The sequence below is a fragment of the Vibrio minamisatsumaniensis genome (assembly GCF_050337445.1).
GTDB classification, from domain to species: Bacteria; Pseudomonadota; Gammaproteobacteria; order Enterobacterales; family Vibrionaceae; genus Vibrio; species Vibrio artabrorum.
Window position 1 is genome coordinate 24514 of record NZ_JAKJSY010000015.1, and the last position, 12949, is coordinate 37462.

10 protein-coding genes are annotated in these 12949 nt (G+C 45.2%); all 10 read right to left on the reverse strand.

Annotated elements, in window-relative coordinates; all coding sequences use genetic code 11:
- Positions 1-339: 339 nt before the first annotated feature.
- The gene (locus L4B77_RS04385) at positions 340-918 is read right to left on the reverse strand and encodes an aminodeoxychorismate/anthranilate synthase component II (RefSeq protein ID WP_429748732.1); all 579 of its coding nucleotides are present in this window, start codon (positions 916-918) and stop codon (positions 340-342) included.
- A 208-nt stretch (positions 919-1126) separates the two neighbouring features.
- On the reverse strand, positions 1127-3721 hold the full coding sequence (locus tag L4B77_RS04390; RefSeq protein WP_429748734.1) for an ExeM/NucH family extracellular endonuclease: 2595 nt from the start codon (positions 3719-3721) through the stop codon (positions 1127-1129).
- A gap of 385 nt (positions 3722-4106) precedes the next feature.
- Positions 4107-5123, reverse strand: coding sequence for a tryptophan--tRNA ligase (gene trpS / locus L4B77_RS04395; protein WP_372067195.1), 1017 nt, complete (start codon positions 5121-5123; stop codon positions 4107-4109).
- 151 nt (positions 5124-5274) lie between these two features.
- A complete protein-coding gene (locus L4B77_RS04400) occupies positions 5275-5961 on the reverse strand; it encodes a phosphoglycolate phosphatase (protein ID WP_429748736.1) in 687 nt (228 codons plus the stop codon).
- A gap of 98 nt (positions 5962-6059) precedes the next feature.
- Positions 6060-6734 carry a ribulose-phosphate 3-epimerase gene (gene rpe, locus L4B77_RS04405; RefSeq protein ID WP_429748738.1) on the reverse strand — a complete coding sequence of 225 codons (675 nt, stop codon included), beginning with the start codon at positions 6732-6734 and terminating at the stop codon, positions 6060-6062.
- Positions 6735-6935: 201 nt separating this feature from the next.
- Complete coding sequence (locus L4B77_RS04410; protein ID WP_261838257.1) at positions 6936-7784, reverse strand: Dam family site-specific DNA-(adenine-N6)-methyltransferase; 849 nt, start codon at positions 7782-7784, stop codon at positions 6936-6938.
- Between the two features lie 69 nt (positions 7785-7853).
- A complete protein-coding gene (locus L4B77_RS04415; RefSeq protein WP_429748740.1) occupies positions 7854-9371 on the reverse strand; it encodes an SPOR domain-containing protein in 1518 nt (505 codons plus the stop codon).
- 79 nt (positions 9372-9450) lie between these two features.
- A complete protein-coding gene (gene aroB / locus L4B77_RS04420) occupies positions 9451-10539 on the reverse strand; it encodes a 3-dehydroquinate synthase (protein ID WP_261838259.1) in 1089 nt (362 codons plus the stop codon).
- A gap of 25 nt (positions 10540-10564) precedes the next feature.
- Positions 10565-11083, reverse strand: coding sequence for a shikimate kinase AroK (gene aroK, locus L4B77_RS04425; protein WP_017061125.1), 519 nt, complete (start codon positions 11081-11083; stop codon positions 10565-10567).
- A gap of 176 nt (positions 11084-11259) precedes the next feature.
- Entirely contained in the window at positions 11260-12942 is a 1683-nt protein-coding gene (locus tag L4B77_RS04430; protein WP_429748743.1) for a type IV pilus secretin PilQ, read from the reverse strand.
- Positions 12943-12949: the final 7 nt, after the last annotated feature.

Consider the following 12949-nt stretch of genomic DNA (forward strand, 5'->3'; position numbering starts at 1 on the left):
AATAGTGGATTATTCTTTAACCATCTAAAACAACGGACCAAACGTCACCACCATGACTATTTATGCATTAATTGATCTTTTTTATGAAGCTTTTTTTACCAAAAGGTATCACCAGCAACAGCAAAGCCTTGCTGGTATTACAGCACATTGAGGGCGAGAGGAAATAAGGCGCATAATTTTGCATAGGCTAAAAACTTAGCCTGACGAGAGAAAAATGTTATAAAAAGTGATCGATGTCAGAACGATGAAGGCGCACATAGCCCAAATTGAGACGTTTAATCAGTGATGGAATACGTTTAACTGGCTTATCTAGACGATGAAAGCGTCAAATTAAAACACTCAGCGTACTAGGAAGTTAGCGAGAAGCTGGTGTCCTTGCTCTGTTTTAATCGATTCAGGGTGGAATTGTACGGCATCAATTGGCAAGGTTTTATGTTGATAACCCATAATCTCATCCATACTGCCATCTTCAAATTCTGTCCAAGACGTCAGTTCAAAGCAGTCTGGTAATGTGCCGTTTTTCACCACTAAAGAGTGGTAACGCGTGACAGTTAAAGGGTTATTAAGACCTTGAAAAACGCTCTTACCGTTATGACGGATCGGCGAGGTTTTACCATGCATCACTTGTCTGGCTCTCACCACTTCACCACCAAACACCTGAGCAATGGCTTGATGGCCAAGACACACACCTAAGATCGGTAACTTACCGACGAAGTGTTCAATCACCTGTAGAGAGATACCTGCATCATCCGGCGTGCAAGGACCCGGCGAGATAACAAGATGACTAGGATTTAGCGCTTCAATGCCCGCAATATCAATCTCATCATTGCGAACGACTTTTACAGTGACCCCTAACTCACAGAAATACTGATACAAGTTATAGGTAAAAGAGTCGTAGTTATCGATGATAAGTAACATGGGTAGAAATCGTTTGCTAAATACTAAAGGATTGGGAGATATAGGGGCGGTATTGTGCAATACCCATGGCGAAAGGCAAGTGGAAACTGCATTTCGCCAATAATTAAGGCCAACCTACGTTGACCTTAATTGTTTACAGATAGCGTTAAGTTATCTGAATTGGCTTGCTTGTATGGCTTGCCAATCTATTTGCGAATTTGCGATTGAGTTACTTGTGACGACGCCACATTGCTAAGCCAAATAGTGACATCAAAGCACCGAAGCCAAATGAACCACCGACTCGCAGCTCAAGAACCGCAGGGTCATGATCCGATGAACGGAAGTGATCTTGGTACTTAGGCAGATCGCCTTTGTACTCTTCATTGTAATCAAACAACGTCGACTCACCACCATTGATGTGCCAATCGGTAGCATCAACCACCCTATCTTTCAGGCTGTCACTGATCAGCAGGTGGTCCAAAGCGCCTACCTCATCATTGTATAAGTAGCTCCAGCTGTCTGGGTGCTTTTGAGCCACAGCATTGATGTAACCGTAGTTCTTCGTAATCACCGCACCGCTATCACCAAACTGCTCAACACCATCAATGTAAGTATTACGAGCTGCTTTGATTTGCTTACCGTATTTCTCTTCCGAGTAATCGGTTAGCACCAGCATTGGATCTTCCATGCCGTACGAGTTCATATCACCCAGAATCACTTTATGGCCTTTGATGCCGTCTAGCGCTTCACCCAGTGCAACTGCCGCAGCAACACGGAAGTTCTCGCATGATCCTTGCTTATCGGCATCAACGCCACCTTGGCCGCCCTGCTCAACCGGTGCTGCATCTTCCCAACACTTAGAGCCTTTTGACTTAAAGTGGTTAATCGCTACAGTGAGCTTCTCTTTGGTGCCTTTAACTTTAAAGGTTGGCGCCAATGAGTCACGTTGGTAGTTCTTACCGTCTTCAATCACCTTACCTGAATCGTCTAACACCTCTGGTGCTTGTTGGCTTGGCATCGCGATAACACGGCTGTCTTTAAGCTTCACCACCTTCTTACGGTAGATAACACCGGTTGTGATTACGTCAGTACCAATCGAGTCCATCTCGTCGGTTACGCCATCTTCGTTCGAGTCGACAGCCACAAAGGTATAACGGTCTTTCTTACGTTCAATACGATCATTCAGTTGGTTAACAAGCTGTTGAATCGCTGAACCTTCACCAAAGCCGTTGTTCTCAATTTCCATCAAACCAATGATGTCAGCGTCTAGACGAAGAATCGCGTTCACAATCTTCTCTTGCTGCATTTCAAACTCAGTGATGGTGTTCGCGCCACGGTTATTACCGTGCTGATTCGCGTCGCCACCAAATGGAGAGTTAAAGTAGTTCAATACGTTAAAGGTCGCGATACGTAGGTCGCCTTCATCCATGTCTGGTTTGTCGGTACGTGGATCGTTACGAACGAAATTTTCAGCCGAGATCTGGTTGGTCGCAATTAAACGGTACTCACCGTAGCTGTAGGTCAGAACACCTTCTAGACCAACAATGGTGTCATCAATGCGGATGTAATCTTCTGTTGAACCATCTTGGTCGATATCAGTGCGGCCAAAATCTGGGTAGAAAGGGACTTGTCCATCAGCCGCTTTTTGATCGGTTTCAACGAAAAGACGGCGGTCTGCGTTGTCTTCCGTTTGCTGCTTTGCTTCGTCAGATCCCGCGGCGAAAAGCTGGTTCGGCTGCATGTTGATACGCTCATGGGCCAATACCATATTGTTACGACGACCGGCGTAGTCATAACCAAAGGTACGCGTCACACGCATATCAAGCGCTTCGGTTGTTTTCACCAACATGCCTTCATAGCGCTCAAGCGTTGCTGCGAAGTTTTCATCACTGTCTAGCGCTTCAATCGCTGTCGCTTGTGGCGCTTGCTGCTCACCCTGCTTTATCCATTGGTTGTTTTCAACTTTAAGCTGAGTGTGGCTGTAGTATTCTTGAACCTTACCTTTCACACACACTACATCGCCCGCCGCTAACTCTGAGCTCGACTGGTTGGTATGAATAAATAGGCCTTCAGAAGTGCTTGAGTTGAAATCATCCTCAAGTGCTTGCAAGTAGAAGCCTTTGGTTAGGCCTGTTGTTACCGCACTTACCACACCTTTGACGAAGTACTCATCGTCGGTGATGTATGGGTAGCCATCAATGAACGGTGATGTTGCGCCTTCACCTTGGATTTCTTGAATGGTGGTGAATACTGGGTCAGAGCCATCTTGTGTACAAGTGAACGCTTCTGGCAGTTCAACACTGTCTAGTGAACCTAGACCTTCAATGCTGTCTTTTGGTAGCGATACCCATTGTGAAGCATCAAACGTCGCAGAAGGTGTTTGTGTCGCGCGAACCAAAGTAACATCTTTACCCCAGTCCACATCGCCCATCAAACCAACAACATCATGTACCGTTCCATCTGAATTCAAGATAGCCAGCGGGTCATCACCATTATGATTGGCCAGCGAAGCATTGAGAATGTCAGCGACCGCTTTGATCTCATCACTTGCACTCGAGTGCGCGACCACAAGTACTTCACCGGGCGCTAAAACGTGGCCATCTAAAGGTAAAGTGGCACCCCATGATCCGTTGCCATTGGCAGACTTCGCCAACGAGTAACCATCTAAATTAATGCTGCTATCGCCACTATTGGCAATCTCAACCGCTTTGTTATAGCTGCCGCCTTCCACATATTGTGAAATAAACAAATCAGCGTGTGCACTTGTGGTTAACAAGCTACCGATTGCCACTGCTAGCAATGAAGGTTTGTGTAAAAGAGCCATCCGTTTCACCTGAGTTCATCGATTTATAGTCACTGCCATCTATGGGCAGTCGTGTATTTTGTGGTCACTATCAGGTTTATTTATGAAAGAAATAAGTCCATTGGCAAGAAAATGAGGAGCTTATCACTTTGGAATCATCAATTGTTTGGCACGTTATATATTTTCAACATAAATAGAAATGAGCTTGATGGTATAAAGCTTAAAGGGAATGAATAAGATCAATAACACAACGTTAATGAGATGAATGTGTTAACGATTTAATGTGTAAATCATCAATTAAAACAATGCATTTGTGGGAAATTCAAAGAGAAAAGACATAAAAAAGCCCAAAGTAAACAAAAGCGACTTTGGGCTCAAATTCTCAAGCGAGGTGTGTTAGTTCACCCTATGGGCGAGTAACAAAGCCAACTGCTTCATATGCTTTTTTCAGTGTGACTGCAGCACGCTCAGAGGCTTTTTCAGCACCCGCTTTCATGACAGCGTCCATGTAAGCACGGTCAGCACGAATACGGTGGTATTCAGCTTGAATCGGCTCAAGCATTTCAACCAATGCTGCGCCTACGTCTTTCTTGAACGGACCGTACATTTCAACGCCTTGGTACTGCGCTTCGATCTCTTCGAACGTTTTCCCCGTCGCTGCAGAGTACAGACCCATTAGGTTAGAGATACCCGCTTTGTTTTCCCACTCGTGAGCAATACGTGGTGGTGTTTCTGCATCCGTTTGCGCTTTGTTGATCTTCTTGATGATCGACTTAGGCTCTTCTAGCAGAGTAATCACGTTCTTACGGTTGTCGTCCGACTTAGACATCTTCTTCGTCGCATCTTGCAGGCTCATGACACGTGCATTCACTGTTGGAATGTAAGGTTCTGGTACTTGGAAGATTGGCGTTTCAGGGCCGTAGATGTTGTTAAAACGATTGGCGATATCACGCGCTAGCTCTAGGTGCTGTTTCTGGTCGCTACCGACCGGCACTTGGTGAGCTCCGTAAAGCAGGATGTCTGCCGCCATCAACACTGGGTAGTCGTATAGGCCGACGTTGACGTCGTTTGAGTGACGTGCAGACTTGTCTTTAAACTGAGTCATACGGCTCAGCTCACCCATTTGTGTGTAACAGTTAAGAAGCCAACCAAGTTGAGCATGCTCTGGTACGTGTGACTGAACAAATAGCGTGCTCTTCTTTGGATCAACACCGACAGCAAGACAGATTGCTAGTGCGTCGAGAGTCGCTTCATGCAGCGCTTTCGGATCTTGGCGAACCGTAATTGCGTGAAGGTCTACAACACAGTATTGGCAATCGTAATCATCTTGCATCTGTTGCCATTGACGTAGAGCACCCAAGTAGTTACCGATACTTAGTTCACCAGATGGTTGAACACCACTCAATACGATGGGCTTGCTCATGGTTTTAATTCCTTTGCTTATTCGCTAAGTTTATTGATCGCTTAGCTTCTTAACTTAAATATAGAAAAGCCGCACAGCTCTTTCTGCGCGGCTCATCCAGTGTACTCATTGATAAGTATTTTGCTAGTAGGTTCGCTAACTTTTGTCCGCTTTATGCTGAAACGAGAACGACATCGAGTAATTGCGCGATGTTGTCTGCGATATAGTCAGGGGTTGATGCTGAAATCGGTTCGCCATGGTTATAGCCGTAAGTCAGACCCAACGAGTGACAGCCAGCATTCTTTGCCGCTTTAATGTCGTTGCTGGAATCGCCAACCATCAGCATCTCTTCCGCTTTAATATTGTGCTTTTCTAGCAACCAGTTCAGCGCGACAGGATTCGGCTTTTTCTCTGGGAAAGAGTCGCCACCCAACACATCAACAAAGTACTGTTCAATACCGTGTTGCGCCAGAACGTCTGGGACAAACTTCGAAGGCTTGTTGGTGACCAGCGCCATCGTGAAGCCCGCTTTGTCTAGCTCAGCCAGTGTCTCTTTAACCGATGGGTAAAGGTGACTTAGCTGGTGCCCCCCCTGCTCGTAGAAATCATCAAACAAGATGCGCGCTTTTTTCAGTAGCTCTGGCTCAAGGTTAGGATCAACCGTCATGTTACAGCTCAATGAGCGTCCGATAAGTACGTCAGCCCCATTACCCACGTAGTCGCGAACTTGTTCTTCACTCACTGAAGGGAAGCCTAACGCCTGACAAGCTTGGTCAGCAGCAACGGCCAAATCAGGCACGCTATCTAACAAGGTTCCATCTAAATCAAAGGCGATCAGTTTTATTGCGCTTAATGACATCTTACTTTCCTATTTATTATGCTCGTCTTATGAGTTGAGCGATAAGACGTAAAAAAGGGGCCAATGAGCCCCTTAATATTCAATCTGTAGTTTTACGATTATGCGTCTACTTTTGCAAGTTCTGCACGCATCTCATCAATCACTGCTTTGTAATCCGGTTGATTGAAGATAGCTGAGCCAGCAACGAACATATCTGCGCCCGCTTCTGCAATTTCACGGATGTTATCCACCTTGACACCACCATCAATCTCAAGGCGAATATCACGGCCTGACTCATCAATCAGCTTACGAACAGCACGCAGTTTATCCAGCGTGTGAGGAATGAAAGATTGACCGCCGAAGCCAGGGTTCACAGACATCAGTAGAATCATGTCTACTTTGTCCATAATATAATCTAGGCAAGAAAGTGGCGTTGCAGGGTTAAGAACCACACCCGCTTTACAGCCGTGCTCTTTGATTAGCTGTAGAGTGCGATCGATGTGCTCTGACGCTTCAACGTGGAAGGTAATCATTGATGCACCCGCTTTCGCAAACTCAGGCACGATGCTGTCCACTGGCTTAACCATAAGGTGAACATCGATAGGAGCCGTAATACCGTAGTCACGTAGCGCTTTACAAATAGGCGCGCCAAAAGTCAGGTTAGGTACGTAGTGGTTGTCCATCACATCAAAGTGCACAACGTCGGCACCGGCTGCGAGTACTTTTTCTACGTCTTCACCAAGACGAGCAAAATCTGCAGACAAAATTGATGGAGCGATGAGAAAATCTTTCATACCAAACCTCTTAAGAGTGAGTAAATTGCGAATATCACCGCCTTGGTGACATCTCATACACAAATATAAGACTCAATCCCAAGACTATTTGGTGTGCAATTCTACCTAAGCAGTTAAGCAGATCCTAGCAGTTCGAAAGATTAGTTTAAGAAAGTATCCGTTGGTCACTCAATTTAATGAGTTTGGCGGAGATTCTGACCATTACTGTTCCGCTGATGCGTGCTGCTGGTTTTTCTCTTTATGGAAAAGCGCCAATAGCTCATCAACTTTATTACGCCCTGCGCCATTGCGGCTGATGGTGCGTTTCACCTTAACCACGTTCAATTCCGCGCCATGGTATAAGCGACGGGTTAATGTCGTGTCGTGGTTTGAAATTAACACTGGGATACCGCGCTCCATTGCCGCTCTTTCAGCCACATCCGCCAAAGCGGCTTGATCATCTAAGCTAAAGCCATTACCGGCGTAAGAGGTAAAGTTAGCCGTGTTCGACAGTGGTGCGTATGGAGGATCACAGTAAACCACACAACCTTTGCGCGCGCGGCTAAAGGTTTCATGGTATCCCTCACAAACAAACGTGGCTTTCTTCGCTTTTTCGGCAAAAAACTCCAGCTCAGCTTCTGGAAAGTATGGCTTTTTATAAGAGCCAAACGGAACGTTAAAACCGCCCTTCTTGTTATAACGACACAGGCCATTGAAGCCAAATCGATTCATATACAAAAAAGCCAGCGAGCGATACATAACATTATCGGTAGCGTTAAACTGCGCGCGAATATCTAAGAACACTTCTTTGCGATTATTCTCAGGGCAGAACCAACGCTTCGCTTCTGTAATGTAGGTTTGAGGATCGGTTTTTAGAAGGTTATACAAGTTGATAAGATCGGGATTGATATCCGCAAGTAGGTACTGTTCAAAATCAGTATTCAAAAACACTGAACCAGCACCCACAAACGGTTCGACCAATTTACGAGCAGGTGGCAGGTGACGTTGGATGTCTTCAACTAGGCCATATTTACCACCAGCCCATTTTAGAAAGGCACGCTGCTTTTTCATTTACTGCTCTATCTATCAACACAAAAATAAGGCTGCGGAATGTAACATATTTTGAGGCGAAGCTCAGGGTTATTTCGCACGTTCTATCTCTCGATGTACTTGATTCATCGATTTTGCCCAAGGCTGCAACTCTTGAAGTGCTTTCGGTAGCGAGCTTACCGCATCTCGCGCCACCTGGATCGTTGGGTAATCTTGATAAGTGATAATAAACCACTTTCTATCATTGCGAAGCGTTGGATAGATACGAACCTTGTTCTCAAGGTCATACTCTTCAATAAAAGATTGCACATCTTCTAATGATGTCATCGCACTCAACTGCAAGGTGTAAGCTCGCGGCGAGATAGCTTGTAACGCTTCACGAGCAAATGAGAATGTAATTTTTTTCGTCGGCGGTGTCGATTGAGTCAAATCGGACTCTTGATCAACTGACGATGGTGTCTCGGCTTCTGTTGATTCTGGTTGCGAGTTCACAGCAGCGTCGGCATTGTCTTCAACAGCCGCATTAATCGCGCCGGTATCGGCACTTTTCGGCTTGTCATCAAGTAAAGCATCAACCACATCAGAGGTGATGACGACACGCTGCTGATCTTGTGTTATCTCACCAACACTGGCTGTCTCTTCAACCACAACCGGTGGCAAAGATGAGCTGTCGTCGTCAGCACCATGGTAACTCATGTCGGTTGTTGTATCAGAATCAACCGTTCCATCCGGGCCAGTTTGCTCACGACCCTTTTCTAGTTCGAAACTCGGTATGGCTGTCTGTTCAATTGGCGTGATAAAAGACTGCGCTTTATCGTCAGGTGTTAGTTGACTGAACATCCACCAATAGCCACCACCAATTAAAACCAACAACAAGGCGACAACCATCGCAATATTGATGGGTGAGCCAATAATTGAGCGAATAATAATCCTTTTTTCCACTTTCAATTCTCCTAAAGCCATTAACTCTCCGGGCAGAGGCTGCGCTTTATTAAACGCACGTCGCACACGAGTTTCAGACTCATCATCAACATATCGAATCACTAATGATTCAAAGAAATGTTCTGCTTCTGATTGCGAAAGATCATCGATCTCGAGCTCGATAGGCTTGTGTGGTTGACCGTAACTCAAACGCGTTAATAGCGTCTCTAGCTGGCCAGTCTCCGAGAAGAGAACGATATTGATCGTCCATTGAGGGTTTGATTGAGCTTCCAGTACCAACATCCATAATTCGGATACCAATAGCTCAGAGAGTCGTTGGGCATCATCGACGACGATAACCACATTACACGACTCTCCATCCAGCAACCTTGTCAGGCTATCTGATAAAGAATCGTGTTGATTAAACAGAGGATCAGAAACAATTTGGCTAAGAATAATCGCGCGGCGTTGTTGATCATCTTGGCTTGGATGACAAAGCAATAAACACTGATTTTTTTCTGTCGACCATGCTTCAAGATAACGTTGAGCTAACCAAGAACGACCGGAGCCAGGTTTGCCTGCAACCGTCACAAGGTTTGAACCAAAGTTCGTCAAAAGCTGTAAACGCTCTAGCAGTTCAACTTGAGACTCTAACTTTAATACTCTTAATTCATGAGCCAAACTCATTAGGGATCCCTACTGATAAGACCGATCAGTAAAACGCTTCAGTTGCCCAGCACTTGGCTAAGCAACCTCACAACCAAATTTAAAGAGTACGGCAGAAATCGATCGCTTGTTTAATGATGTCTTGAGGCACATCAGCAACCACTTCAGCAGTACCAATACTTGTTGGCAACACCAAACGCAACTGACCAGACAGCACTTTTTTATCGCGCATCATATGCTTTATAAAGTCTTCAAAAGACATGCTTTCTGGCGTATGGATTGGCAGCTTCGCATTCTTGAGTATAGAAATAATTCGCTCAAGTTGCGGCTGAGAGATCAGTCCCTGTAATTGAGCTGTTTTCGCTGCCATTACAGTGCCTGACGACACAGCTTCACCATGTAGCCAATTACCATAGCCTAGTTCGGCTTCAATCGCATGACCAAATGTATGACCTAGGTTCAATAACGCTCGGATTCCGGACTCTTTTTCATCCAGAGCAACCACTTCAGCCTTAATTGCACAACAACGAGCAATCGCGGTAATCAGTGCCTCTTCATCAAGTTGATAAAGTTTCTCTAGATTCTGCTCCAACCAACCAAAGAAAGCTTCATCGTAAATAATGCCATATTTGATCACTTCCGCCATACCCGCGGCGAACTCACGCTCGGGAAGCGTTGATAAACAGTTGGTATCAATGATGACCGATTTGGGTTGATAGAAAGCACCGATCATATTCTTACCAAGAGGATGGTTCACGGCGGTTTTACCACCGACAGAGGAGTCCACTTGAGACAGAAGGGTCGTCGGAATTTGAATGAAATCAATACCACGCTGGTAACAAGAAGCAGCAAAACCGACCAAATCACCGATAACACCACCACCTAAAGCAATCACCACCACATCGCGGCTGTAATTTCCTTCAAGCATATAGCTCATCACGGAGTTGAACGTTTCCAGCGTTTTGTACTGCTCGCCGTCTGGCAACTCTAAAAGAGAGGTTTGACAGCCGACTTGATCCAGTAACGATAAAATTTTATCGGCATAAAGAGGCGCGACTGTCACATTACTGACAACAACAACTTTCTGTTTACCGGATAAAAAAGAAAGGTACGCCGGGTCTTCAAATAACCCGGCGCCAATAGAGATAGGGTAGCTACGCTCAGCTAGATTGACCGTAATCCGTTCCATGGTTTTGCTCTCCGAAAAAATGAACTTAACGTTCTTCTAGCATTTTTACGATCTGGTTGGCTACCACTTTTGCACTTTGGTCATCAGTACGAACGGTGTAGTCCGCCACTTCTTCGTATAGTGCGTTGCGAGATACCGCTAGATCTTCTAGCACATCACGCGGGTTGTCTGTTTGAAGTAGAGGGCGTTTCTTGTCGCGGTTAGTGCGAGCAAGTTGCTTTTCAATTGTTGTCTCTAGGTATACAACAATGCCTCGTGCAGATAGACGGTTACGGTTTTCTTTGCTCAACACTGAACCACCACCTGTCGCAAGAACAATACCTTGTTCTTCTGTCAGATCATTGATTACAGATTCTTCGCGCTTACGGAAACCTTCTTCGCCCTCAACATCAAAAACCCATGCGATGTCTGCGCCAGTGCGCTCTTCGATCACAGTGTCAGAGTCTAGAAACTCCATATGAAGTTGGGAAGCTAGGTGTCTACCAATTGTACTTTTGCCGGCGCCCATTGGGCCAACAAGAAAAATATTGCGTTTCTCAGCCATGTTTTTAGCAGTAATTTACAACGTTAATTCAATGACATCGCCACAAGGTAGGTCAGTACAAGTACTGAAATTAAAAGGCCTGTGGCACCGATTCCTCACAGATAATTCGTGATAAGACCCGAAATTATCAAGGTTAGGTGCCACTAATGCAACTTTATTTTTAATCTAATTGTTCATTACTGAATCACAACTTTAGGTGTAACGAAAATAAGCAGTTCACTTTTGCCGACATTTTCATAGCTGCGACGGAACAATGCGCCTAAAACAGGCAGGTCTCCCAATAGTGGAACTTTATCAACGGTACTGCTCACACTGTGTTGAAAAATCCCACCAAGCACGACAGTTTCACCATTATTAACAAGCACTTGCGTACCAATTCTTTGAGTATTGATGGCCACAGCTTCACCTGTTCCGGTTTTAACAACTTGCCCAGGTCTATCTTGAGTCACACTTAAATCCAATACTAAACGATTATCTGGTGTGATCTGCGGTGTCACCTTGAGGCTCAATACCGCTTTCTTAAATGCGACCGATGTTGCACCACTTGAAGATGACTCTAAATAAGGGATTTCGGTACCTTGCTCAATATAAGCGGGCTTTTTATTGGTCGTGATTAAGCGTGGGCTAGAAATAATCTCGGCTTTCGACTCTTGTTGCAGTGCCGACAGTTCAAGATCGAGCAAGGTATCAGAACCGAGTTTGGCGACCTGAAATGCAATACTCGACGCGTTCGGAGAAGTCGCTCCCAAGTTCACATTGAGATAATCATCAACCGCGTTATTTCCGACATAAGGAGCAATTGAAGAGCGGTGATTACCCTCTATAGAACCGCCAACAGTGAAGCTTCCGTTGGTTGAGGAAACACCCCAACGCACCCCTAACTCATCAAGGTTCCCCTCCGTAATGGTGACAATCCGAGCTTCTATCTGCACTTGCTTCACAGGAATGTCCAAAGATTCAATGATACTTCGTATCACCGCAATGTTCTCTGCTAGCTCACGAATCAATAGTGAGTTGGTACGCTCATCAATCGTAATTGAACCGCGATCAGACAACATACTCACCGAACTCTCACCACCAATCATGTCGGCAATGTCGGTGGCTTTAGCAAAGTTGATCTTAATGATTTCCGATGTCAGCTCTCCCAACTCCTCTTCCAAACGAGATTTCTCTAGCGCTTGCTGTTCACGAAGGTCGAGTTCGGCTTTGGGCGCAACCAAGATAACATTGCCATCAACGCGTTTATCTAAGCCTTTAACTTGCAAGATAATGTCGAGAACTTGCTGCCAAGGTACGCCATCTAAGCGTAAAGTCAGGTTTCCGGCTACCGAATCAGATACCACTAGGTTAAAATCGTTGTAGTCAGCAATGAGCTGAAGAACATTACGAACAGGGATGTCTTGAAAGTTAATTGAGATGAGTTTGCCCTCTTTCTCTAACACACTCTTCTCAGGCTCACTTTCTTTAACTAAAGGCTTACGCACGATAACCTCGATAAAGCGACCTTCTAGGTTGTACTCGTATTGATAATCATCAGTGATCGTGGCGAGCAATCGAGTACTTGGCGCCTCTCTAATAACCTCTATCTCTGCCACTAAAGTGGCAAAGTCTTTTACATCCAACAAATTAACCTTGTCGTCATCAACCTCAGTATTGAGCAATTCAATACTCAACCCTTCTTGAACTTTTTGAACATCGACGACAGCGGTACTGGTCGCCAGCTCGATAATGATGACGGCATCTTGATCCTTGTTGACCCTAAAATCGATATTCTCCAATCGGTTGGTGGTTTCTGCATAACTCATTACTGTAAAAAACAACATTACGGACAACACTATACCTTGCAGTCCTTTGCTCATCGTGCCA

What these genes read in the sequence shown, in the direction of transcription:
- rpe (WP_429748738.1), bottom strand. Translation starts at nt 6,734, where the DNA reads ATGAAAGATTTTCTCATCGCTCCATCAATTTTGTCTGCAGATTTTGCT.
- L4B77_RS04410 (WP_261838257.1), bottom strand. Translation starts at nt 7,784, where the DNA reads ATGAAAAAGCAGCGTGCCTTTCTAAAATGGGCTGGTGGTAAATATGGC.
- aroB (WP_261838259.1), bottom strand. Translation starts at nt 10,539, where the DNA reads ATGGAACGGATTACGGTCAATCTAGCTGAGCGTAGCTACCCTATCTCT.
- L4B77_RS04430 (WP_429748743.1), bottom strand. Translation starts at nt 12,942, where the DNA reads ATGAGCAAAGGACTGCAAGGTATAGTGTTGTCCGTAATGTTGTTTTTT.
- L4B77_RS04390 (WP_429748734.1), bottom strand. Translation starts at nt 3,721, where the DNA reads ATGGCTCTTTTACACAAACCTTCATTGCTAGCAGTGGCAATCGGTAGC.
- aroK (WP_017061125.1), bottom strand. Translation starts at nt 11,083, where the DNA reads ATGGCTGAGAAACGCAATATTTTTCTTGTTGGCCCAATGGGCGCCGGC.
- L4B77_RS04400 (WP_429748736.1), bottom strand. Translation starts at nt 5,961, where the DNA reads ATGTCATTAAGCGCAATAAAACTGATCGCCTTTGATTTAGATGGAACC.
- L4B77_RS04385 (WP_429748732.1), bottom strand. Translation starts at nt 918, where the DNA reads ATGTTACTTATCATCGATAACTACGACTCTTTTACCTATAACTTGTAT.
- L4B77_RS04415 (WP_429748740.1), bottom strand. Translation starts at nt 9,371, where the DNA reads ATGAGTTTGGCTCATGAATTAAGAGTATTAAAGTTAGAGTCTCAAGTT.
- trpS (WP_372067195.1), bottom strand. Translation starts at nt 5,123, where the DNA reads ATGAGCAAGCCCATCGTATTGAGTGGTGTTCAACCATCTGGTGAACTA.